At 43.1% G+C, this 24,146-nt stretch carries 16 protein-coding genes; 2 read left to right on the forward strand and 14 right to left on the reverse strand.

Annotation, left to right across the window (positions count from 1 at the left end):
• Window positions 1-47: 47 nt before the first annotated feature.
• The gene (gene fabA, locus MSG36_RS15035; protein ID WP_017059675.1) at window positions 48-563 is read left to right on the forward strand and encodes a bifunctional 3-hydroxydecanoyl-ACP dehydratase/trans-2-decenoyl-ACP isomerase; all 516 of its coding nucleotides are present in this window, start codon (window positions 48-50) and stop codon (window positions 561-563) included.
• 254 nt (window positions 564-817) lie between these two features.
• On the opposite strand, the gene rmf is transcribed toward fabA, so the two are convergent.
• From rmf to MSG36_RS15105, 14 genes are all read right to left on the reverse strand, one after another.
• Window positions 818-991: a ribosome modulation factor gene (gene rmf, locus MSG36_RS15040; RefSeq protein ID WP_017059676.1), complete on the reverse strand. Its 174-nt coding sequence runs from the start codon at window positions 989-991 to the stop codon at window positions 818-820.
• 161 nt (window positions 992-1,152) lie between these two features.
• Window positions 1,153-2,856: a DUF3466 family protein gene (locus MSG36_RS15045; protein WP_248368566.1), complete on the reverse strand. Its 1,704-nt coding sequence runs from the start codon at window positions 2,854-2,856 to the stop codon at window positions 1,153-1,155.
• Window positions 2,857-2,865: 9 nt separating this feature from the next.
• On the reverse strand, window positions 2,866-4,782 hold the full coding sequence (locus MSG36_RS15050; protein WP_248368569.1) for an ABC transporter ATP-binding protein: 1,917 nt from the start codon (window positions 4,780-4,782) through the stop codon (window positions 2,866-2,868).
• Window positions 4,760-5,020, reverse strand: coding sequence for a glutaredoxin family protein (locus MSG36_RS15055; RefSeq protein ID WP_019823251.1), 261 nt, complete (start codon window positions 5,018-5,020; stop codon window positions 4,760-4,762). The genes MSG36_RS15050 and MSG36_RS15055 overlap by 23 nt, the downstream gene beginning before the upstream one ends.
• A gap of 25 nt (window positions 5,021-5,045) precedes the next feature.
• Window positions 5,046-7,166 (reverse strand): bifunctional 23S rRNA (guanine(2069)-N(7))-methyltransferase RlmK/23S rRNA (guanine(2445)-N(2))-methyltransferase RlmL, encoded by a 2,121-nt coding sequence (gene rlmKL, locus MSG36_RS15060; RefSeq protein ID WP_050621305.1) that lies wholly within the window; start codon window positions 7,164-7,166, stop codon window positions 5,046-5,048.
• Window positions 7,167-7,674: 508 nt separating this feature from the next.
• On the reverse strand, window positions 7,675-8,223 hold the full coding sequence (locus tag MSG36_RS15065; RefSeq protein ID WP_017059680.1) for a cell division protein ZapC: 549 nt from the start codon (window positions 8,221-8,223) through the stop codon (window positions 7,675-7,677).
• Window positions 8,224-8,429: 206 nt separating this feature from the next.
• On the reverse strand, window positions 8,430-9,440 hold the full coding sequence (pyrD, locus tag MSG36_RS15070; protein WP_017059681.1) for a quinone-dependent dihydroorotate dehydrogenase: 1,011 nt from the start codon (window positions 9,438-9,440) through the stop codon (window positions 8,430-8,432).
• 329 nt (window positions 9,441-9,769) lie between these two features.
• Complete coding sequence (locus MSG36_RS15075) at window positions 9,770-14,611, reverse strand: NAD-glutamate dehydrogenase (RefSeq protein ID WP_248368571.1); 4,842 nt, start codon at window positions 14,609-14,611, stop codon at window positions 9,770-9,772.
• Between the two features lie 228 nt (window positions 14,612-14,839).
• Window positions 14,840-15,058 carry a DUF2835 domain-containing protein gene (locus tag MSG36_RS15080; RefSeq protein ID WP_004733645.1) on the reverse strand — a complete coding sequence of 73 codons (219 nt, stop codon included), beginning with the start codon at window positions 15,056-15,058 and terminating at the stop codon, window positions 14,840-14,842.
• A gap of 192 nt (window positions 15,059-15,250) precedes the next feature.
• Window positions 15,251-17,857: an aminopeptidase N gene (gene pepN, locus MSG36_RS15085; protein WP_248368573.1), complete on the reverse strand. Its 2,607-nt coding sequence runs from the start codon at window positions 17,855-17,857 to the stop codon at window positions 15,251-15,253.
• Between the two features lie 217 nt (window positions 17,858-18,074).
• Complete coding sequence (locus tag MSG36_RS15090) at window positions 18,075-18,758, reverse strand: hypothetical protein (RefSeq protein WP_086969803.1); 684 nt, start codon at window positions 18,756-18,758, stop codon at window positions 18,075-18,077.
• 274 nt (window positions 18,759-19,032) lie between these two features.
• Window positions 19,033-21,027 carry a carboxy terminal-processing peptidase gene (gene prc / locus MSG36_RS15095; RefSeq protein WP_048612134.1) on the reverse strand — a complete coding sequence of 665 codons (1,995 nt, stop codon included), beginning with the start codon at window positions 21,025-21,027 and terminating at the stop codon, window positions 19,033-19,035.
• A 17-nt stretch (window positions 21,028-21,044) separates the two neighbouring features.
• A complete protein-coding gene (proQ, locus tag MSG36_RS15100; protein ID WP_017057223.1) occupies window positions 21,045-21,668 on the reverse strand; it encodes an RNA chaperone ProQ in 624 nt (207 codons plus the stop codon).
• Window positions 21,669-21,765: 97 nt separating this feature from the next.
• Window positions 21,766-22,257 (reverse strand): GAF domain-containing protein, encoded by a 492-nt coding sequence (locus tag MSG36_RS15105; RefSeq protein WP_248368575.1) that lies wholly within the window; start codon window positions 22,255-22,257, stop codon window positions 21,766-21,768.
• An 89-nt stretch (window positions 22,258-22,346) separates the two neighbouring features.
• Between MSG36_RS15105 and MSG36_RS15110 the strand changes: the two genes are divergently transcribed.
• Window positions 22,347-24,143, forward strand: a complete 1,797-nt coding sequence (locus MSG36_RS15110; protein WP_248368577.1) for an ABC transporter ATP-binding protein — start codon at window positions 22,347-22,349, stop codon at window positions 24,141-24,143.
• The last annotated feature ends 3 nt before the right edge of the window (window positions 24,144-24,146 follow it).

Below are 24,146 nucleotides of genomic sequence, written 5' to 3' on the forward strand. Positions count from 1 at the left end.
ACACCTGTTCACTAATATGCACCTATCAAAAATCGGAGTAATTGATAATGCAAAACAAACGTGATTCTTACACTCGCGAAGAGCTTCTAGCATCAAGCCAAGGCGAACTATGGCCACAAGGCCCTCAACTACCAGCACCGAACATGCTAATGATGGATCGCATCACTAAGATGTCTGAAACTGAAGGTGATTACGGTAAAGGTTTAGTTCTTGCTGAGCTGGATATTACTCCTGACCTATGGTTCTTCGATTGTCACTTCCCGGGTGACCCAGTAATGCCTGGTTGTCTAGGCCTTGACGCAATGTGGCAGCTTGTTGGCTTCTACCTTGGTTGGGTTGGCGGCGAAGGTAAAGGTCGTGCTCTGGGTGTTGGCGAAGTGAAATTCACAGGTCAAATTCTACCTACAGCAAAAAAAGTAACTTACGAGATCCACATGAAGCGTGTTGTTAACCGTCGACTAGTGATGGGCCTTGCGGATGGTCGCGTACTTGTTGATGGTAAAGAGATCTATGTTGCTAAAGATCTGAAAGTTGGCCTTTTCCAAGATACGTCAGCATTCTAATCTATTAGTTAGATTTTTAATAAAGCAGCCCATAGCTGCTTTATTTTCATTTCAATAAATTTAGTTATAGTGCATCAAAGTATTCAGACCTAAGCGTGAAATAGGTTAAATCCACCAGCAAGACGCTCTTATAATAGCGAGATTATAATAACTTTATAGCTCTGGGGATTAGCACTCTTCTGAAACTAACAAGGCTCCAGCCGTTGTAATCAACAGACAATGGAGCCCTGACCTTTAATTCTTTGTGCCCTATTCTACTTATAGAGACCTGATTGCTTGTCATCTTTGGCGTCACGCCATCCACCTAACCAATAAGACCGAGAATCCATTTGGCTATATGGGCAAGCTTCTTGCGACCGTCCATTTAAACCAGCCTTGTAACCTTGAGATTGTGCTCGTTCTAGTCGATCACGCTTTTGTCTCTTCATAGTGCAGTCCTCATACGGGTGTTCCATTTACTAACATACAATGATTACAACTTTGCGGAGTTTTTGTGACTCCAACTTTAAGAATCGATCAAATTTTCACTTTTCTCAAGGTGAAAAAAAGCCCGAGTTCAGAATTGTGAACTCGGGCTCAAGAGATAAAATTATTTAAATTTTCTGCGGAACCCTAACAGACCAAGCACAGTCAAAGTTAACCAACCTAGGCTACCACCTTGGCGATCTACTTTCTCGGTATCTGCGCTGCGAGTTTGAATATCATCTTTAGTTGCACCAGCAATTGGAACCAGTTTAACGGCTACAACCTCTTCTACCGCGTTAGACGAAGCGCCACCACAGTATGAGTTGTGAGACGTAGTATCGTATGGTTGAGTCGTGCCACCAACGGTACATTTGATAGCAGTAGCAGAAATTACACCAGCATCGTTAATGTCAGTAGCATCGATGATTCGGAACTTGTTGTTCTCTCCGGAAACAACACCATCATTTGTTAGATCATCTAACCACCAAGCTTTGCTCTCAAACAACGCAATTCTTGATGCATCAGTGCCGGTCGCTTGATACGGGTAAATAAAACCACGATGTCTACGTTCACTACCATCAACCTCACGAGTGGTTTCTGCATCTATTTGGCCAACAAACTCGTTAAAGTTGTTAACTGCTTTAGCTTCACCGCTCGAACCACCAAAAAAGATACCACCAGACAAGTACGTTGCTGTCGGGTTTTTAGCATCCGTTACAACGAAAATCTTGTTACCAGCACTGCCACTCTCTGGCACATAACCATTACGCTTAGAATAACCAACAGCGAACAAGTTATCGTTAATATCAGTCGCTACAGAGTTACTGTATCTAGCATCATCGTTAGATGAACCAGACTTAACCTCGGCGCCGCTGATAATTTTAGTTTCCCAAGTCGCACCAGTAATATCTAGTGAGTCACTCACAAATACACTGGCATTCATGTCTTGCAGATCACCATTACCGTTAACCGTGTCAAAGCCAACGCCATATAGCTTTCCAGAATTTACCGCAAGGCCACGCATGCTACCTTGTGCAAAATAATCGCCTTCTTGAGCATTACCACCACGGGTCCATTCAAACTGATGAACTTCGCCATCTTTCCAAATTGCAGCTTTTGAACTAAATGTCGTATTTGAAGTATCTGTAACTGGTCCTTTAACAGAAATACTACCAAAATTGTAAATGATGTCTGTACCTGCATTATCAACAGTTAAAGCACCAAAAGCACGTGATTCAGATGAAGCTGTTAGAGGCACTGTTGTAACTGCGTTATAGCGAATATCATTACCGTTTGACTCTATACCTAAAGGCGCACCAGAATCATCAAGTGCAGTAATCGATACGTTAAAAGAACTAATAGAACTACCATTTTCCCCAACAAAAGCTTTCGCATTCACATAGCTGAGGTCACTTTCTTTGCTCCAAGTAGCCCAGCGATTGTCGGCCCAACTTTCACAAGTAGAATATCTAAGCTCACGGTAGCAGTAGTTTTCGAAGTCATCGCGTTCTTGAATGTATTGGAACGGTGCATCCATTGCGAAAGGAACTTCCTCTCGATAACCGATACCGTCAACAGCATTGCGAGTTTCACCTGCAAGTTTAAATGTAGTGTCCGCACAATTAGTAGCTGCAGAATCAAAACACCCTAATGTAAGGTCATTCGTTCCATCAGTAGCAGCACCAGGCTGAATCGCAACACCAAAGATTTCAGATGCACCAGTAATCGAGGGAGTTACTTCCACTACGTTATACAGCGCTGCGTTGGCGTTAGTTGCAGCAAAAACTAATGCTGCAACTGTAGTTAATTTAAATTTAGTACAAGTCATTATTACTTCTTAACTTTCCTGTTGTAGTGCCTCGAGCTCTTCCCAGCGCTCAAAAGCAACTTCAAGCTCCTGCTCTGCTGCAGATAGCTTATCTAATACTGGTTGTGTCTGCTCTACAGATTTTGAAAAGAAGCTTGGATCGTTGACTTCTTCCTGAAGAGTTTCAATTTGAGTTTCCAATTCTTCTAAACGCATTGGTAGCGCTTCTAGTTCTCGTTGTAGCTTATACGATAACTTCTTAGGTTTAGCCTTAACTGGCGCAGTTTTGGGAGTTTCCTCAACTACTTTCTCAGGCTTTGATGGCTTTTCAACCTGTCGGTACTCTAATGCTTGCTTTCTTTGCTGCTGAGCATCGTGATAGCCACCAACAAATTCTTCAATCACACCGTTACCTTCGAAGATCCAACTTGTCATAACCGTGTTATCAACAAACTGACGATCGTGGCTCACTAAAAGAAGCGTACCCTGATAGTTGGCAAGCAAATCTTCTAAAAGTTCCAAAGTTTCGATATCTAGATCGTTGGTTGGCTCATCGAGAATCAATAAGTTGTTCGACTTAAGGAAGATACGAGCTAATAACAGACGGTTTTTCTCACCACCAGACAGCGCTTTAACAGGAGTACGAGCACGTTTAGGCGAGAATAAGAAATCTTGTAAGTAGCTTAGTGCATGACGCTCACGGCCGCCTACTGTCACTTCTTGCTTACCATCCGCTAGGTTATCAATTACCGACTTCTCAGGGTCTAGGATTTCGCGGTATTGGTCGAAGTAAGCGACTTCAAGCTTAGTACCACAATGCAGACGACCTGAATCTGGCTTAAGTTGGTCAAGAAGCAGTTTAAGCACCGTACTCTTACCACAACCGTTAGGACCAATCAGAGCAATACGATCACCACGCATGATGTTGAAGCTGAAGTCTTTAACAATCTCTTTGCCTTCGAAGCCAAAGTTAATGTTCTCAGCTTCAAATACAATCTTGCCTGAACGCTGACCATCGTCGATTTGGATAATCGCTTTGCCCTGCACTTCACGTCGGTTCAAACGCTCTTCACGTAGCTTCTTAAGCGCACGTACGCGGCCTTCGTTACGAGTTCTACGAGCTTTAATGCCCTGACGAATCCATACTTCTTCTTGAGCAAGCTTCTTATCGAATTCAGCGTTTTGCATCTCTTCGACACGTAACGCTTCTTCTTTATCTAATAGGTAGTTATCGTAATCGCCAGGGAACGAGCTCAACTTACCACGATCAAGATCAACAATGCGTGTTGCCATTGATTTGATGAAAGCACGGTCATGCGAGATAAAGATGATTGAACCACGGAAGTCTTTCAGGAAGCCTTCTAACCATTCGATTGTCGCAACATCCAAGTGGTTAGTCGGTTCGTCGAGTAGAAGCACGTCTGGGTCACATACAAGCGCACGAGCAAGTGCGGCTTTACGTTGCCAACCACCAGATAAATCAGTCAGTTTTGTTTCAGCAGTGAGTTTAAGCGCAGCCATTACGTTACTTACGCGATCTTCGAAACGCCATGCATTCGCATGATCCAACTGCTCTTGAACGCGAGTAAGACGGTTTAAGTTCTTTTCACTTGGGTCAGTACCGATGAGATCCAGAAGATCATGATAGATCTTCAACTGTTCACCGATTTCCGCTAGGCCACCAGCAACGTAATCATAAACGGTGCCTTCTTCATTACGCGGTGGATCTTGCTCAAGACGAGATACAACCACATCTTGTGTGATTTGCATCTTGCCGTCGTCCATGATGATGTTCCCAGACAGGATTTTCATCAATGTAGACTTACCAGCGCCATTGCGCCCTACTAAACACACACGTTCGTTTTCTTGCAGTGCAAAGTCCGCACGATCTAATAACGGGTGATCGCCAAACGCTAATTGCCCATTATGAATTGTAAGTAATGCCATTCTTCTTTAACCAATCATTAAGTTCTAACAAGCCAAATGGCCAGTTAAGCTCTGAGCTTTGAGAAAGATCAGAGCTTTCAAATTTGAGCACCGGAATAGTGACCCCGTAACGGGAAAAGAGCTCATCATCAAATGCAATGTCGACGACGTTGACGTGATGGCTAATGTTTAACTGTTCCGTGAGTTGGAATGCCATCTCACATAGATGGCAGCCTTCTGTACTGTAGAGAGTCAGCACTATATATCCTTATACAATCTCTTAACTACTTATGTGTAATCAACCAGCAGTTATGAATGTGCTTATTGCGAGAGAAGTCCAATGGAAGCGTCTTAGCAGAAATGTTCTGAGCTTTAAGACCTAACGCTTCTAGACCTTCTAGATCCATTTTGAAGTGACGTTTGTTGTTAGAGAACACAATCGTGCCTTCTTCACGAAGAAGACGCTTAAGGTTTTCCATCAACTGAATGTGATCACGTTGAACATCGAACGATTGATCCATACGCTTAGAGTTTGAGAACGTAGGTGGATCAATAAAGATCAGGTCGTAAGAACCCTGCTCTTTAACCAACCACTGTAAGCAGTCAGCTTGAACAAACTGATGTTGACGACCAACACGGCCATTAAGCTCCATGTTCTGTTTTGCCCACTCAAGGTAGGTATTCGACATATCAACCGTTGTTGTAGAGCGTGCGCCACCGACTGCAGCATGAACAGATGCACTGCCAGTGTAAGCGAACAGGTTTAGGAAATCTTTGCCAGCAGCCATCTCACCAATACGACGACGAGTGATCTTATGATCTAGGAACAAGCCTGTATCTAGGTAATCATGAAGATTAACAATCAGCTTAACGCCGTATTCGTTCACTTCTAGGTTAGATGAGTCTTGAGCCATCTTCTGGTATTGAGAACGGCCTTTCTGTTTCTGACGAACCTTAAGAACCACGTTGTTTGCTTCAACGCCTGTTACTTGAATAGAAGCACGGATAATATCGGTTAAGCGACGTTTAGCCTTCTCTTCCGGTACATCTTTAGGCGCTGCGTATTCTTGAATCACAAGGTGACCTGGGTATACATCAATCGCTACATTGTATTCTGGTAAGTCCGCATCGTAGATACGGTAACAATCTAATTGCTCTTTCTTAGCCCACTTGCCAATTTTACCGATGTTCTTTTTAAGACGGTTTGCAAAGTCTGGCGCAATCAGCTGTTCTTGCTCGCCCGTTGGACGTTCTGACATCGGACGATCTGAAATTGAGTAGTTTTTTTGGTGACACGGTAACGCACCGTTGTTCAATTTGAACTGTTTGTCTGCACGCATGCGTAAGCAGCTCAGTAGTTCGTCTGAACTAGAGAAGATAGACGCGTTACAACCGCCAAATTCCGCTTTAAGCTGCGCGCCAAATGCTGTGTAAAGAGCAATAAGACCCGGCTCTGTACCAAGACGCTCACCATAAGGTGGGTTAGAAACAATCACACCATCAGTAAACTCGGTAGGACGCTTAAGTTTTGCAGCATCACCTACTTCGAATTCAATCAACTCTTCAACACCAGCACGACGAGCATTATCACGCGCTGTTTTGATCATGCGTTCGTCATTGTCATAGCCATAGAACTTACATTCTACTTTCTTAACGCCACGACGACCTTGAACATTCGCTTCCGCTTTCACTTCAGCCCAAAGTTCTGGTTCGAAATCTTCTAGTGATTCAAAACACCACTTCTGGCGTTTAACACCTGGAGCCATATTTGCAGCCATCATTGCCGCTTCAATCACTAACGTACCTGAACCACACATAGGGTCTAGGAAAGGCTTAGTCGCATCCCAACCACTACGAAGAAGAATCGCTGCAGCAAGTGTTTCACGCAGAGGTGCACGACCTGATTCTGGACGGTAACCACGTTGGTGAAGACCGCTGCCCACCATATCAACACCAAGAATCGCTTTATCACGGTGTAGACGAACGTGAATGCGAATGTCTGGGTTCTCTTTGCTGATAGAAGGACGAGGCAGAGACTTCTTCTCGAAGCAATCAACAACGGCATCTTTTACTTTCATTGCACCGTATTGGCTATTACGGATTTCGTTGTTCGTACCATTGAAGTCAACAACAAAACGCTTAGAGCTATGGAATTGATTTACCCAGTTAACCGCAGTGGTTGATAGGTACAAATCCATGTCGTCCATACAAGTGAATTCAGAAAGGACACGTACAAATCGAGAAGCCAAACGGCTCCACAAACAACAACGATAAATTTGCTCATTGGTGGCTTTGAATTTAACACCTGCTTGAACAGGTTTTGCGTTTGTAATCCCTAGTTGGGTTAGTTCTTCAACTAATAAATTCTCAAGGCCATTTGAGGTAACCGCTAGATATTGATTCATAGTGTTCTTTTATTGATAAAAATGAGCTCGATTATACCTGAATTTGTTACTAGAGCATCACACTAAACTCGTCTTTTCATTGAATCTTTCTTCTAACTGGCTAGCAAACGCACAGTGTTGAAGCGATCGCTTACCCACATCCCCTTAGAACATAAGACTTATCAAACCAACACGATTCAGGACCAAATACCGACCAAAGCGACAATGTGAATTTATATTCACCCTTAAATTGGTATATACCAAGTCGGATTTAGGGTTGAAAGTTAGCTACAAAAGGGAGAAAACAGGGAATAAAGATGGGTAAATTACACTTCTGGCGATAAAAACAGGCAGAAATTAAGGCGAAAAAATAGTCGTAAGTTCACTATTTAAATGGTTAAGCAGTGATGTATTTATCAGGGTGAGGTTTTTTAGGCACAAAAAAATCGGCTAATGAGCCGATTTTGGGGAAGACTTGACAGGTTGATGCGTTGCGATGTGTGTGAGAAATGATGGACTAGATTGAAGGCTAACCGACCATCGCAATGTGCGTTTGATGAAGAATAGCGTTCGCGTCTATCATTCTATCGTGCATGACCTTAATTGAGTCGCCAAAGCGTAACCCTTTTGAAGGTGTAAGCAGAAACTCTTCTAGGTCGACAAATGCGCATAGGCTCGCACACTCTCCCACTTCTAATACAATGAAATACCCTAAGCTATGCTCGTTATTCATTTGTACGATATCCCCTTCTTGAGGATATTCGTGGCCAGCACCCTGTGAGTCGAAGAACCAACTCTTAGGCTGTACAGGCTTGTGGAAGCGCTTTGCTGCCACGCAATAAAGCGCGAGTTCAGCTTGGCGAGGCTCAGACAGTTCTAAGCCAGAAATTTGTTCTTTGAAGGTTTGGTATGAAGATGCGTCATCAACGGTGAATTCATTATCTCTAAACGCGCAGTCCACCAGCTTATTGCGGACCAGATTCGTTTTGAAAATCATATCCTCTCCGAGGTTTAGCATTAATGAACATTGCTGCTCATCGTAATACCAACTCCATGTATCGCTAGGTTTAAGCATCATTTCGTCTCACACTGTTGAACCATTCCATTAGGTAAAACGCAAAATTACCTTCAATTACAGTAATTTTACTGAGCAATAGGCAAAAAAAAAGAGGAAATGAATTCCTCTTTCTTATCGCTTTTCTCTACAACTCAGTGAGTTACAGTGTCTCTTTTAGTAAGACGATGCCAGATTGTCGCTTTTCAAGAATAAAAGCAATTTTCAGCTTATAGATTTTTAACGATGTCGCCAACTAGGCCTGGACCTTTGTAGATGAAACCAGAGTAAACTTGTACAAGCTTCGCGCCTGCCATCATTTTCTCTTTTGCAGCAACATACGAGTCAACACCACCTACTCCAATGATCGGCAGTTTGTCACCAAGCTCTTCGTGAAGTTTGCGAACTACTTCAGTGCTGCGAGATTGAACTGGACGTCCACTTAGGCCACCCGCTTCATCGCAATGTTTCATACCTTCAACGATTGAACGATCCAATGTTGTATTTGTTGCGATCACACCATCGATCTTATTTTTGATCAATGATTCACAAATTTGGCTAATTTCGTCGTCGCTTAGATCCGGAGCAATCTTAAGAGCAAGAGGAACATATTTACCATGCTTCTCTTCCAGTTCAGATTGTTTGGTTTTAAGTTCAGACAACAGATCGTCTAGAGCTTCGCCGTATTGTAGAGAACGAAGTCCTGGAGTATTTGGTGAAGAGATGTTCACAGCAATGTAACCAGCGTATTGATATACCTTCTCCATACAGATCAAGTAATCTTCAGCGCCCTTTTCAATTGGTGTGTCTTTGTTCTTACCGATGTTAATACCTAAGATGCCATCGTAGTTCGACTTCTTAACATTCTCAACAAGGTTGTCGACGCCTAGGTTGTTAAAGCCCATGCGGTTGATGATACCTTCAGCTTCAACAAGACGGAATAATCGAGGTTTGTCGTTACCCGCTTGTGGACGTGGAGTCACTGTTCCTACTTCTACGAAACCAAAACCCATAGCGCCAAATGCATCAATACATTCGCCGTTTTTATCTAGGCCTGCCGCGAGGCCAACTGGGTTTTTAAAAGTAAGACCCATGCACTCTACAGGTCGATGAGGTAATTGTTGGCGATACAAAAGATCAATTGGTGTGCCTGTAAAGCGTTTGAAATTTTGAATTGCAAGATCATGTGCCTTTTCGGCATCAAGTTGGAAAAAGCCAGTTCTGGCTAGACGGTAAAGCATTGTGCCTCCGATAGAAAAAAGCCCCGTGTAAACGGGGCGATATTATTTACTTATTTACCCAACTATTCAATCTATTACTGTCTGTAAGGGTAAGATAATCGAGTTTGCTAACGAATGAGGTTCATTATTAAGCAAACGTTATCGTTTCTTCAGGTTATTAACCCATTTCTAATCTCAACCTTAGTACAGCCACCAACTCACTTAACAACAAACAACGTGTCCGTCGAGGTTGGTCCTTCAAAAATCGTTAGTTCTATTGATCCCACTTTACCGAAACGAAAAAGGCAGACCTTGTGGCCTGCCCTTATATTTTTCGTTTTATCTAGTGACTAGTCTTTCGACATGCAGTTTAGATTCAACAACATCAATTCACGTAACGCCACTGAGAACTTAGCAAACTCATGAACAGAACCCACTTTGAATTCGTTCAAGATGCTCTCCCAACGATGCAGAGAAACAGAGTTACTTTCCATCCAGTCATCAAGCGCTTTAATCACATCGATGTCTGAAGCACAGCCACAGTTAAGTACTTGGCCAGTTAGCTGACGTTGTTGCCAATCCAGATCTTCTCTGAATGCAGCACGTGCCAGCGCTTGCCAGTTGTTGTCTACAGCTTGGCCATTGATTTGCTTCAAGAACCAATGCAGTGACAAACGGTCGCCAAGGTTGAAGTAAAGCTTAGACGCTTGTTGGACTGTTTTACCTGTTTCACGAGCCACTGTGGATATATCCAGTGCTGAGTACAGGCTAGACAAACGAGCCACTGAATTAGCCAGCTCAGCATTTACACCTTGATCAATCCATAGTTGAGCCATTGCTTGATGCTCTTCTACTTCTGAAGCTACTAAGTTTTCGTCCAGTTTTTCAGTAATCGCAGCCACATCACCTTGGTAAAGCTCAATCAATGCGTTCACTGACTGTTTACCCGTACGGTTTCTTAGCAACCAGCGTGCTAGGCGACGAAGCGTACGACGCACATGATAAAGCAATTCGTATTGAGCTTCAGAACTTGAGATGTTGTCCAGTTCACGGATGCTCTTTAGTACCTTACCTAGACCGTAGATTTCACGTGATGCCGCGTAAGCATTCGCAATATCAACAATGTTCGCGCCCGTCTCTTCTTGCAAACGAGTCACAAAGTTACAGCCCATCTCGTTAACCATTTGGTTAGCAAGCGCAGTTGCAATGATCTCGGCACGTAGTGGATGGTTATCCATGTGCTGGGAGTAGTTACGGCGTAACTCTGTTGGGAAGTATTGCATCAGTTGTTGAGCATGGAACTCATCATTCGCAATATCATCACTTACAAGATCTTCTTTTAGAACCATTTTACCGTAAGCGATCAATACTGATAGCTCAGGTCTTGTTAATGCTTGGCCTTGCTTCTCACGCTCTAGCAGCGTTTCGTCATCTGGGATGTATTCCAAACCACGGTCTAAATACCCTGCTTTTTCCATTGTGTGGATGAAGCGGATTTGCTCTTTCACTAAGCCAACACCTTGATGCTCAGTCACAGAGATGGACTCAGCTTGGCAGTACGCATCATCTAGTACGATTTCACCAACTTCATCTTCCATTGACTCAAGCACTTGGTTACGTTGCTTAACGGTTAGATCACCATTAGACACTAAGCCATTCAAGAAGATCTTAATGTTAACTTCGTTATCCGAGCAATCTACACCACCAACGTTATCAACAAAGTCAGTATTTACTCGACCGCCCCTTAGAGCGTATTCAATACGACCCAATTGAGTCATACCCAAGTTACCGCCTTCACCAACAACCTTAGCTTTTAGGTCACGTCCATCAATACGTAACACGTCATTTGCACGGTCACCCACATCAGTATGAGTCTCGCTAGAAGACTTAACGTAAGTACCAATACCGCCATTCCAAAGTAGATCAACCTGCATAGACAAGATCGCTTTGATCAAGTCATTGGGTGCCATAGAAGCTTTCTTGGTACCCAGCATTTTCTGAATTTCAGGTGTTAGGGAAATAGACTTCGCTCGACGAGAGAAGATGCCACCACCTTGAGAAATCAGGTCTTTATTGTAATCTTCCCAGCTTGAACGAGGCAGATCAAACAAACGGTCACGCTCTATCCAGCTTGATGCCGACTCTGGATTCGGGTCAATGAAGATGTGCATGTGGTTAAACGCAGCTTGTAAGCGAATATGCTTAGATAGCAGCATACCGTTACCAAATACGTCGCCCGCCATATCACCTACACCAATTGCAGTGAAGTCTGTGCTTTGACAGTTGATGCCCATTTCACGGAAGTGACGTTTAACAGATTCCCAACCACCTTTCGCCGTGATACCCATGGCTTTGTGGTCGTAACCGTTAGAGCCACCCGATGCAAACGCATCACCTAACCAGAAGTTGTACTCTTCCGCTACTGAGTTCGCTAGATCTGAGAATGTCGCGGTGCCTTTATCGGCAGCAACAACCAAATACGGGTCATCTTCATCGTGACGAACAACGCTCTTAGGTGGGATAACCTCACCTTCAATGATGTTGTCTGAAACGTCTAGCAATGCACGGATGAAGCGCTTGTAACAACGTTGACCTTCAGCGAAGATCTCGTCTCGGCCTGACATCATGTGTTGACGCTTACAAACGAAACCGCCTTTAGCACCAACCGGTACGATAACCGTATTCTTAACTTGTTGCGCTTTAACTAGGCCTAGAATCTCAGTACGGAAGTCCTCTTGACGGTCTGACCAACGTAAACCACCACGTGCTACTTTACCGCCACGTAGATGCACACCTTCAATGTCTGGTGCGTAAACGAAGATCTCAAACGCAGGAACCGGCGCAGGGATATCTGGAATCTCGCTTGGTCTCATTTTCAGAGCTAACCAAGGTTTAGACTGCTTGTTCTCGTCTACTTGGTAGTAGTTAGTACGAAGCGTTGCAGTGATCATTTCCATGTAGCGACGAATGATACGATCATCATCCAAGCTTTCTACATGATCCAACTGTTCAGTGATCTTCTTAATAAGATCTTGTTGGCCTTTTGCGCTGCCCTTTAGTTTAGGGTCAAAACGCTTGCCGAATAAACTCACTAACCCTTTCGCTAACTCTGGGTAATGAGACAATGTGTCTTCAATGTATTGTTGGCTGAATGGGAAACCAACCTGACGCATGTAACGAGCATAAGCACGTAAGATTGAGATTTCACGGCCAGAAAGACCAGCGCCAAGCACTAAGCGGTTGAAACCATCGCTGTCTAGCTCACCCGCCCAAATTGCAGCAAAGGCTTGTTGGAAAAGATCGCGAGCTTCACGAAGATCAATGGTCTTATCGCTCTTGTGCAGCATAGAGAAATCAAGGATCCAATATGTCACACCGTTAGTTTTACGCACTTCATATGGAGATTCACCGATAACGCGTAGGCCAAAGTTTTCAAGCATTGGCATAACATCAGAAAGGTGAATTGGCTCATCGCTGTGGTAGAACAACTTCAAACGAACTGCTTTTGAATCTGCCGCTTCTTCTTGAGGACGGTAGAAAAGCATACCCAGTTTGTTGTCTTCACTTAATGCTTCTAAACGTTCGATGTCAGCAACAGCTGAACCTGGCATCATGTCTTCTTTGTACGAACGTGGGAATGCACGCATGTACTCTTTCGATAATGGAAGACCTTTGCTTTCACCGAAGTTTGCAATGATTGACTCAGACAGACGGTCATCCCACGTAGACGATACTTCCATTAAATTTTGCTCAATTGTTTTCACGTCCACATCCATGTTGTTGTTATCAACACGTACAATATAGTGTGTTCTTGCTAGCGGGCTTTCAGAGAAATACGTTGTAAATTCAACCTCTTCTTCACAACCAAAGTACTGTTTCAAGATGCGCTGTGTTTGGCGACGAAGCTCTGTGTTGTAACGATCTTTTGTTACGTAAACCATGCAGCTAAAGAAACGACCAAACGGGTCTTTGCGAACGAACAGACGCAGAAGATCGCGATCTTGCATTTGTACTACGCCAGTACCCACTTCAAGTAACTCTTCTTCTCGAGCTTGAAGCAGTTCATCACGTGGATAGTTTTCAAGAATGTTGTGCAGAGCTTTGTAAGAGTATGAACCTTCACGGTAGCCACTCGCATCCAAGATACGCTCTACTTTCTCGCGAACAAGAGGAATCGTTTCAACGGTTTGGTTATAAACGGCAGATGTGTAAAGACCAGTAAAGCGGTGCTCACCAATGACCTTACCGTTCTTATCGAACTTCTTAATACCAATGTAATCGTTGTAAGCTGGACGGTGAATGCGTGAAGCCGTGTTGCCCTTGGTTACAATAAGTACATAAGGCTTTTTCGCTTCAAGGCGTGCCGAATCAGAAAACTCAGACAACTTAACGTTACGTACACGATCTGAATTCGCAAACAAACCAAGACCTTGCTCCTTGGTCGGTTGCAGTTCAGTGTCGCCGTTAACTGAAACTAGGTCATATTCCTTATAACCCATGAATGTAAAGTTGTGTTCACCTAACCAACGAAGAAACGCCAACGTTTCATCAAAACGTTGGCCATCTACAGGAATGCTCTCTTTCTGCTTTTCTACTTGATTGGTTACTTCTTCAAGTCTTTCAACCATCTTCAACCAATCGTTCACAACTAAGCTAGTATCGGTAAAGATATCCAGTAGCTCCGTTTTAAGCGCTGTCATTTCAGCTTTACTGCTCAAACGGTCTACTTCGATATGGAAAAGCGATTGGAATGCACCTTCGTTATTGCTAACACCGACAACACTGCCCTTATCTGAGCGAGAGATTTGTGTTGGGTTATGAAGCATAAGGTGAGAAGAAAGGTCTAGGCGAGTAAGTGCCATTTTTACAGAATCAACAAGGAACGGACTGTCTGGAACGACTATCTCAACGATAGTATGAGTAGACTGCCAACCTTGACGACTTACCGTCGGGTTGAAAACGCGTACAGAGATTTCGTCGGCTTTCTTTTCATTGATGTGATGCCATAAGCTAACTACAGCACCATATAAATCGGATTCGTTTCTCTGAGTCAGATCGTCGTGAGAAACGTTACTAAACAAGTGTTGAGCAAGTTGAGTTACGAGAGGTCGATGAGCAAGGTCAAGTTTGTCTTGAATCAGCTTGTAAACTTTTTCAAGTAAAACTGGAACCACAGTTTCACGTGCGGTCATAGTCACACTCCACAATTAGAATTATATTTTATTATTAGGGGGATCACTTAATCTGGTGTTTGAAACGTGCCGTTGAGCGCTTTTCTACTAACGAGTTAAGCAAAGGTAATGCATTCATTTATTGTAAAAGCATTATTGAAAAATAGTTAATTGTTTTGGAGGTGGTAAGAGGTGAAATGTTTGATTATGTGATTAAGATTCCTTTTAACTCACTAGGCACGCCAAGGTTTACAGAGCTTCTAACTTAATAAACTTATTTTTTTGGTCAGTTGTCAGCCTAAACTGCCCTCTAACCCCTATTTGTGTAAGAAATGGTCTGAACCGAGTTGCAGGTAACTGTAAGCGTAAACCTGTTGTTGTTATCACTTGAACTTTACTTGCCGCACCAGAATAGCTGGCCAAAAACTGCTGATATGAGATGTTTAGTTGGAAAATATAGCGATTCATACGATACCTGTATAAATATACAGTGCCGGTGTTTTTTGGCACTTAACGATGTCTGACGGTGAAACTGAGCTTAAAAACTTCTCTAGCTTATCGAAAATTCGATGAACCAGAAACAAAAAATCAGTGGCAGATATTCTCTACCACTGATGACCTTTCGTTGTAGCAAACAGCTTATCTTATTGAGCGTTTAACTTAAGCTTCTAGTGCTTTCGTTACTTTCTCAAACAAGTCTTTTGCTAGGTTGTCCATGTTCTTTAACGTCTCTAGTTCCTGTTTGATAAGAGCTTGGCGTTCATCATCGTACTTACGGAACTTAAGTAGTGGGTCAATCAAACGTGAAGCCACTTGCGGGTTACTACTGTTTAGCTCACGTAAGATCTCACCAGCAAATGCATAGCCTTGACCAGACTTGTCATGGAATTGAACCGGGTTCATGTTTAAGAATGAACCGACCAAGTTACGGGTACGGTTCGGGTTCTTCAAACTGAACGCTTGGTGCGACATCGACGCTTTGATCACTTCAAGGGCGTTTGAACTTGGGTTTGTACCTTGCAATGCAAACCACTTATCCATAACAAGACCATCGTGTTTCCACTTGTCACTGTAATCCGCCATCAAGGTTTCACGACATGGTAGTTGTGCACTGTTTGCCGCACCCATTGCTGCCATGGTATCTGTCATGTTATTTGCTTGCTGGTACATCGCAACAACCAAGCCATTACCCTGCTCAGTATGAGCTAAGTAACTTAGGCAAACTTTACGTAGAGTACGCTTACCAATCGAATCGTGATCGATCGTGTATTCCGTTAGCGCGTGGCTGTGGTAAACCGCCGCTAACTCGTCTTCAAGTTCTGCAGCTAACGTTACTTTCATTGAGTTAAGAACCGATGCGACCGCATCAATATCAACACGCTCGTACCAACCCGATACTTCATTGTGGCTTGGTAGTGAAAGCATTTCTGCAATAAACGCAGGCTCCAGCGAATCGCTCAGCAGTACGCCACGGAATGCATCAACAACAGAATCACAAAGCTCAAACGCTTGACCCTGTTGAACTTTCTCAACGTTACTGCGGATGTACTTCGCTAATAGCATTTGACCCGCGTCCCAACGAGAGAATTCATTGCGAGCATTCACCATCAAGAAGATCAGTTCTTCATCTGAATAGTCGTATTCCAATTTCACTGGCGCAGAAAATTCACGAAGTAATGATGGGATCGGTTGCTCAGAAACGTTTTCAAACACCAACGTTTGCTCTGCTTCTTTCACATCTAATACATTATGAACTGGCTTACCGTTACATTGTAACTCAACAACTTCACCCGCAGCCGTGTATAACTCGATATCAAGAGGAATATGCAGAGCCTGCTTTTCCGTTTGCTCATGAGTTGGCGCTGTTACTTGGCGAGTTGTTAATGTGTATTGTTTCTTCTCTGCGTCGTAGTGGCTTTTAACAGACAGCGTCGGTGTGCCAGACTGGCTGTACCATAAGCGGAACTGAGATAGGTCGACGCCCGACGCATGTTCCATTGCCGCGACGAAGTCTTCACATGTTGCAGCCGTACCATCGTGACGTTCAAAGTAAAGCTTCATTCCTTTTTGGAAACCGTCTTCACCCAACAATGTGTGGATCATTCGGATCACTTCACTGCCCTTTTCGTACACAGTCAATGTGTAGAAGTTATTCATTTCTATCACTTTTTCTGGACGAATTGGGTGAGACATTGGACTTGCGTCTTCAGCGAATTGCGGCCCGCGAATAATACGAACATTGTTGATGCGGTTTACTGCGCGAGAGCCAAGATCAGATGAGAACTCTTGGTCACGGAATACGGTTAAGCCTTCTTTCAAGCTTAGTTGAAACCAATCACGACAAGTCACTCGGTTACCGGTCCAGTTATGGAAATATTCGTGACCGATTACCGCTTCGATACCTAGGTAATCTGTATCCGTTGCAGTTTGGTCGTTCGCGAGAACAAACTTAGAGTTGAATACGTTCAGGCCTTTGTTTTCCATCGCACCCATGTTGAAGAAATCAACGGCGACGATCATGTAGATGTCTAAGTCGTACTCTAAGTTGAAACGCTCTTCATCCCACTTCATTGAGTTAATCAAAGAAACCATCGCGTGGCTAGCTCTGTCTAGGTTACCTTTGTCGACAAAGATTTCTAGGTCAACTTTGCGACCCGATTGCGTGGTGTAAGCATCACGAAGTACGTCAAAGTCACCCGCAACCAAAGCAAATAGGTATGCTGGTTTTGGATGTGGGTCTTGCCACTTCACCCAGTGACGTCCATTTTCAGCTTCACCTTCATCAACACGGTTACCATTACTTAATAAGAATGGATTTTCTGCTTTGTCCGCGATAACCGTGGTGGTGAATTTTGCCAAGACATCTGGGCGATCCATGTAGTAAGTGATACGACGGAAACCTTCCGCTTCACATTGAGTACAGAAAGCACCACCCGATTTGTACAGACCTTCAAGTGCACTGTTCCCTTCAGGATCGACTTCAGTCACGATCGTTAATGTGAATTCTTTTGGTAAATCGTTCAGCGTCAGTTGAGTTTCAGACTGCTCATACTGAGTCCACTCTTTACCTTCTACCAAGACAGAAACCAACTTCAAGCCTTCACCATCAAGTACTAAGGTCGAGCTATCTTTCTCTTGCTTAACACTAGACACCGCCGTAACGATGGATGCTGAATCGTACAAATCGAAAGTAAGATCGATTTCAGAAATAGTGTGAGATGGTGATTGATAATCTTTACGATACTTGGCTTGAGGTGTATGTGCCATGACGGGTTCCTTTTGATCGTTATACGTAATTATTTGTTAACTGTATATATCTAAAGGTTGAGCGCCAAGAACACAAGGGGAATATTAAAAAAAGGAGGCATTGTAGGAAAATGCCTCCATGTTTTGCTATTTTATCAATCAAATCAGAAAGGAACGGCTAAGAAATGAACTGTGTGCCATATTTTCAACGAACCGATTTTATGGCTAAAACTCGTAGTTAACGTATGCGATTAAGCACCGCGAACATGTCTCCCTCTTCACCTTGAAGCGTCAAAACATCACTATTCAATGTGTAACGAGTGCCGTGCTCACCGTTCTCATAAAGCAGTACTAATTGGTCGCCCTCGGTGTAATACACACCACGACGAATGACTTCACCCCCTTCTTCATCGGACACTCGGAACATGAAGATAAAATCAGGTTGAAGCACTAAATCCATTTTTTGAATGTTGCTGGCTCGTAAGTCGCTTCCAGACAGTTCGGCGCTTGACCATATTCCAGCCAGGGCGTTGGGCAAGGCTTTGGTGAACATAACACCGTTAAGATTCAGCATATTATGGTTACTGCTGTACGCGTAAACCTGAGGCTCAGAAGTATTCAAACCTAAAATAATGGTGTCTTCATTGGCGTTATACAAACCTTCCCAATGATCCACACTGTAGTCTTTCTTTTGGATATCGATAGTGAATGAGTAATTTGAATCGAGAGTGAGTTTGATTGCTCTAAAGTTTTCAGTACCTTGCTCAGGATCTGGATTCATCAAATACCAATCACCAAGCAGCAGAGGAAGGTCAAAATGAGATAGATTACTATCACTTTTTGATTGTTGGTTGCTCGAAGCGACCTCGCTCCCAAAAGCAACAAAACTTAAACAAGATAAAATTAGTAGAATCCATTTCATACGCGCCCCCTCATTTTCTTTAAGCTTAGGCACGTAATGATTAGAAAGCGAAAAAATATGATCCAAGTCACTAAATTTTAAGTGCGAAGTAACTTAAGTGTCATTATCCAACGCAAAACAGAGCTAAATCCCCCTGAATATTGAGTGTTCTTGGCGACAATCTCAACGGTTACAATCAGATATTCCTGTCAAATCATAGACACAAAAAAAGCGAGCCTAGGCTCGCTTTTTAAGCGTGTATCTTTAAACAATCACCTTTTATCAGGCGTTTGCTCTATTTCTTGATCATATCAAGCATGATGGCAACAGACTCATCAAGATAAGCATCCGGGGCTTCATAGTCTTTAGGAATATCATCCAACGTTTTAAACGCCTCTAACTTAGCGGCTTTTTGACGTTGATTAATACGATCTAGACGAAGCGCATCCGCATCATCGCTCTCTTGCTGACGTACCTTTTCATTCAAAGAAAGGTCGTTATCGTCTTTATCTGCCTTATATTTTTCAATATCTTGCGCGATAAAGCCAAATTCCATATCTGTCGCAATACGAGCTTGGTGTTGAGCTGTTAAAGCAGCAATTTGCTCATCGTTACGCTGTAACACTGAGTAATTTGCTTTATCAATGCTGTCCCAAGGTAGAGCATTGTCTTCAACACTTTCACCAGTATCTGCTGGGTCAATTGGCGTTGGGTAAGCAATATCAGGCACTACACCTTTGTTTTGCGTACTACCACCATTGATTCGGTAGAATTTCTGGATTGTGTATTGAACGTAGCCCAACTCTTTGTCGAACAAATCATAAATATGATTCAAAGAACGATGTTGTTGTACCGTACCTTTACCGAAAGAGTTTTCACCTAGGATGATTGCACGACCGTAATCCTGCATCGCTGCTGCAAAGATTTCAGATGCCGAAGCACTGTAGCGATTCACCAATACCGTTAACGGACCTTGGTAACTGATTTCACCATCAGTATCGCTGTTCACTTTGACACGACCGTAGCTATCACGAACCTGAACAACAGGCCCCTCTTTGATAAACAAACCAGAGAGTTCGGTTGCTTCCGTTAGTGCACCACCGCCATTGTTTCGCAGATCAACAATAATACCTTCAACACCTTGCTCTTTAAGCTCGGTGATCAGTTTGTCGGTATCTTTAGAAAGACCAACATAGAAACTAGGTACTTCAAGTACACCAATCTTCTTGCCATCTTTCTCGATAACTTCTGATTTAACAGCGCGGTCTTCTAAACGAATCTTATCGCGTACAATTGTGACAACGTGACTTTTTGCATCTTTACCGTCTGGCAAGATCTGTAGCTTAACTTTAGTCCCTTTCGGTCCTTTAATTAATTGCACTACATCGTCTAAACGCCAGCCGATAACATCAACAATCTCTTCGCCATCTTGACCAACGCCAACAATACGGTCGCCATCGCTCAATTGCTTGCTATTTGACGCGGGGCCACCAGCAACTAAAGATCGAATAACGGTGTAGTCGTCTGTCATCTGAAGTACAGCACCAATACCTTCTAGAGATAGATTCATCTCAGATTGGAATTGTTCTGCATTTCTTGGAGAAAGGTAACTGGTGTGCGGATCAACTTCACGCGCGAATGCGTTCATGTAGATTTGGAAAGCATCTTCGTTGTGCGATTGCGTAATACGCTTCATCGCATTGTTGTAACGCTTTTCCAAAACTTCTTGAATCTCTGGCCACTCTTTGCCAGTAAGTTTTAGATTCAACGCATCGTATTTAACGCGTTTTCTCCAAAGCTCATTCACTTCAGCGATATCTTTTGGCCATTCAGCTTCACTACGATTGAGCTCAATACTTTCATCAGTATCAAACTTAATCTCTGTATCTAGCAAAGACAATGCATATTGAAAACGTTCAAAACGCTTCTGCATAGACAAATTATAAACATCGAATGCAATCTGGTTATTGCCTGCTTTCAGTTGATCATCAATTTGTGTAGATGACGCAGCGAAAGAGTCAATATCAGCTTGAGTGAAGATATTACGATTATAATCCAGCATCTCTAAGTAACGATTAAAGATAGCTTGAGAGAAATCATCGTTGAGATTGAAGTGTTTATAGTGAGAACGAGTAAATCGAGAAGTAACACGTTTACTAGCAGTTTCGTGTTGGACCTCAGGAGCGAGTAGAGGTAAATCGTCCTGATCTAATTTGGCTTCAAGAGCCTGAGCTGAAGCTGCTAGCCAAAAGCTAGCAGCAATCAGTGTCAATTTTGAACGGCATTTCATGCGTAGGAGTATCTCCTTTAAGCGCGCAAGTGCTCCGCTTTAACAACCATTTGTAGGCCGTTTGCTAACTGAACACGCACATCTTCCTTATTGATTTCAACAATGGTCGCAGCCATGTTTCCTTTACCCATGTTCACATTTACTTCTTTGCCAGCGATGAATTCGTCAGCGTTCAAAGCGCGTGTTTCTACAGGCTTTTCTACTTTTGGTGCTTTAGGCGCTTGACGACGAGGCTGTTGAGCTTTCTTCGCCTTAGGTTTTGCTTTGCCTTCTTCACGAGCTTTTTGTGCTTGTTCTTTACGACGAGCCTGAACTTTCGCTTTGCTTTCTGCAAGTGTAGCTTTTGCGTGTTCAACGTGCTCTTCTTCTAGTGTGCCACACGCGTTGCCGTCTAGGTCAACACGTTCTGCGCCAGCTTTTACGCCGTGCAGGTAACGCCATGATGATGTGTACTGTCTTAACGCTGCACGAAGCTGAGTCTTACTTACTTTTTCGTCTTCATTTAGACGTTCAGCAAGATCTTGAAAAATACCAATTTTAAGTGGCTTCGCTTCACCTTCTAGAGTAAAGCATTTAGGGAAACATTCAGCAATATATGCGATAACTTCTTTGCTGTTTTTTAACTTTTCAGTGTTTTCCATGTGGGTTCCTGGTTTTTGCGGTTTTCCGCGAGCATTAAGAAAATATTTTTACGTATTATAGAGAGATGCTTGGGAAAAACCACAGTAAGAGAATAATTTATGCCTTGTTCGCGTGCGAATTAAGCAGCTTTTCCACTTCTGCCATGAAAAATGTTAATCCGTCCTCGTCAATTTGAGAAAAACGACCAACATTTGGGCTATCGATATCAAGAACGCCTGCTATTTTTCCACCAATCGAGAACGGAATAACGATTTCTGAGTTACTTGCAGCGTCACAAGCGATGTGACCTTCGAACTCATGAACATCATGAATGCGCTGAACTGTATTCGTCGCAACCGCAGTTCCACACACACCACGCCCTACCGGAATTCGCACACAAGCAGGTTGACCTTGGAAAGGACCCAGTACAAGTTCGTCTTTTTCCTTAGCTTGATCCTGCTTCATTAAATAGAAACCCGCCCAACTCAAGTCATCCAATTCCATGAATAATAATGAACTGATATTAGCAAGATTAGCAGTTAGATCGGTTTCTGATTCAATTAATGCAACGGCTTGTTTGGTTAAGCGTTGGTAATGTTCTATTTTCATATTAACTTCCAATTAAATTGAGACTTCCATTATCAAGAGAACGCAGTAGAATGCGGCCATCAAACTAAATAGGACTTATTCTCATTACAATGAACAATTCAGAAGACACTATTAGCCGTTCTTGGTTAATAACTCAAGTAAAAAAACACAAGTCCAAATTACTGTTTGCTAACATTATTGCCATATTTGCAACTCTCATTAGTGTCCCTATCCCGTTGCTCATGCCATTAATGGTTGATGAAGTATTACTTGATAAGCCCGCTTCAGGCTTAGAGATGATGAACCACCTACTTCCATCTTCATTACAAACACCGACTGGCTATATAGCACTAACTTTGTTGTTAGTGATTATCATGCGCTCCGTTAGCCAAGCGCTGAACATTCTGCAAGGGCGTCAGTTTACGCTTGTGTCCAAAACAATTACCTATCAGATGCGCAGCAAGATGATAGATAAGCTTGGCCGCATCAGTATTCGACAATACGAAACCAAAGGCAGTGGCGGTATTAACGCCCACCTAATAACAGACATAGAGACAATAGATAAGTTCATTGGCTCGACCCTTTCTAAATTTATCATCAGCTTCCTGACCGTTTTCGGGACAGCGATCGTGCTGTTGTGGTTAGAGTGGCGTTTAGGATTGTTTATTTTACTGGTCAATCCTGTTGTGATTTATTTCTCCCGTAAACTAGGCAGCAGGGTCAAACACCTTAAGAAGTACGAAAACCAATCTTTCGAGCGCTTTCAAAACCGTTTGGTGGAAACCTTAGACGGCATTTACCAACTGCGTGCGGCGAATAAAGAACGCATTTTTCTCGATGAACTTAAGGTTCAAGCAAACCAAGTAAGAATCGATGCAGACAAATATGCTTGGCAATCTGAAGCTGCTGGCCGTGTTTCGTTTCTACTCTTCTTATTAGGTTTCGAGCTTTTCCGTGCCGTCGCTATGCTAATGGTGTTATTCAGTGACTTAACCATTGGTCAGATTTTCGCAGTATTTGGCTACTTGTGGTTCATGTTAGGCCCAGTTCAAGAGCTACTAGGGATTCAATTCTCTTGGTATAGCGCGAAAGCGGCACTGCAACGCATCAACGATCTTCTTCAGTTAGAAGAAGAGAAGCGCCCTATTAGTAAAGTGAACCCATTCACTGAAGATCAGGAAGTGAAAGTCGACATCGAAGACGTTACATTCTCTTACACATTGGAAAACACTGTTTTAAATAGGCTATCGCTGCACATCCCTGCAGGTAAGAAAGTCGCTTTGGTGGGCGCAAGTGGCGGTGGTAAATCTACCTTAATCCAGTTGCTGATTGGGGTTTACCAAGCAGACTCGGGTTGCATTCGCTATAACGGTGAAACAACCGATGACATCAGCTTTGATGTAATACGCAATCAAATTGCCGTGGTTTTACAACAACCTATACTCTTTAACGATACATTAAGGCATAATCTGACCCTTGGTGCTGAATACGATGAAATGTCGTTGTGGCGTGCGCTTGAAGTCGCTCAAATGCAAGATGTCATCAAGCAACTTAGTAATGGCTTAGATACACAAATTGGTAGGAACGGCGTTCGACTGTCTGGTGGTCAACGACAACGCTTAGCAATAGCTCGTATGGTGCTGAGCAATCCTAAGTTTGTTATTCTTGATGAAGCGACATCTGCACTCGATACAGCAACAGAGTCAGCGCTGCATAAAGCGTTGAGCGAGTTTTTGAAAGATCGCACAACTTTGATAGTGGCTCATCGATTATCAGCGGTGAAACAAGCCGATCTAATCTATGTTTTAGAAGATGGACAAGTCACACAGACGGGAACACATGGTGAATTGGTTGAACAACAAGGACTCTATCAAACACTCTACGGCAGTGTGCAATCGCACGCCTGATGT

The sequence above is a fragment of the Vibrio sp. 1CM8B genome (assembly GCF_023161685.1).
Taxonomy (GTDB): domain Bacteria; phylum Pseudomonadota; class Gammaproteobacteria; order Enterobacterales; family Vibrionaceae; genus Vibrio; species Vibrio coralliirubri.

Bases quoted from the DNA above. Each gene is read 5' to 3' on its own strand.
- MSG36_RS15045 (WP_248368566.1), bottom strand. From the start codon at position 2,856: ATGACTTGTACTAAATTTAAATTAACTACAGTTGCAGCATTAGTTTTT.
- proQ (WP_017057223.1), bottom strand. From the start codon at position 21,668: ATGGAAAACACTGAAAAGTTAAAAAACAGCAAAGAAGTTATCGCATAT.
- MSG36_RS15110 (WP_248368577.1), top strand. From the start codon at position 22,347: ATGAACAATTCAGAAGACACTATTAGCCGTTCTTGGTTAATAACTCAA.
- MSG36_RS15065 (WP_017059680.1), bottom strand. From the start codon at position 8,223: ATGATGCTTAAACCTAGCGATACATGGAGTTGGTATTACGATGAGCAG.
- MSG36_RS15075 (WP_248368571.1), bottom strand. From the start codon at position 14,611: ATGACCGCACGTGAAACTGTGGTTCCAGTTTTACTTGAAAAAGTTTAC.
- pepN (WP_248368573.1), bottom strand. From the start codon at position 17,857: ATGGCACATACACCTCAAGCCAAGTATCGTAAAGATTATCAATCACCA.
- MSG36_RS15105 (WP_248368575.1), bottom strand. From the start codon at position 22,257: ATGAAAATAGAACATTACCAACGCTTAACCAAACAAGCCGTTGCATTA.
- fabA (WP_017059675.1), top strand. From the start codon at position 48: ATGCAAAACAAACGTGATTCTTACACTCGCGAAGAGCTTCTAGCATCA.
- rlmKL (WP_050621305.1), bottom strand. From the start codon at position 7,166: ATGAATCAATATCTAGCGGTTACCTCAAATGGCCTTGAGAATTTATTA.
- pyrD (WP_017059681.1), bottom strand. From the start codon at position 9,440: ATGCTTTACCGTCTAGCCAGAACTGGCTTTTTCCAACTTGATGCCGAA.
- MSG36_RS15080 (WP_004733645.1), bottom strand. From the start codon at position 15,058: ATGAATCGCTATATTTTCCAACTAAACATCTCATATCAGCAGTTTTTG.
- prc (WP_048612134.1), bottom strand. From the start codon at position 21,027: ATGAAATGCCGTTCAAAATTGACACTGATTGCTGCTAGCTTTTGGCTA.
- rmf (WP_017059676.1), bottom strand. From the start codon at position 991: ATGAAGAGACAAAAGCGTGATCGACTAGAACGAGCACAATCTCAAGGT.
- MSG36_RS15090 (WP_086969803.1), bottom strand. From the start codon at position 18,758: ATGAAATGGATTCTACTAATTTTATCTTGTTTAAGTTTTGTTGCTTTT.
- MSG36_RS15050 (WP_248368569.1), bottom strand. From the start codon at position 4,782: ATGGCATTACTTACAATTCATAATGGGCAATTAGCGTTTGGCGATCAC.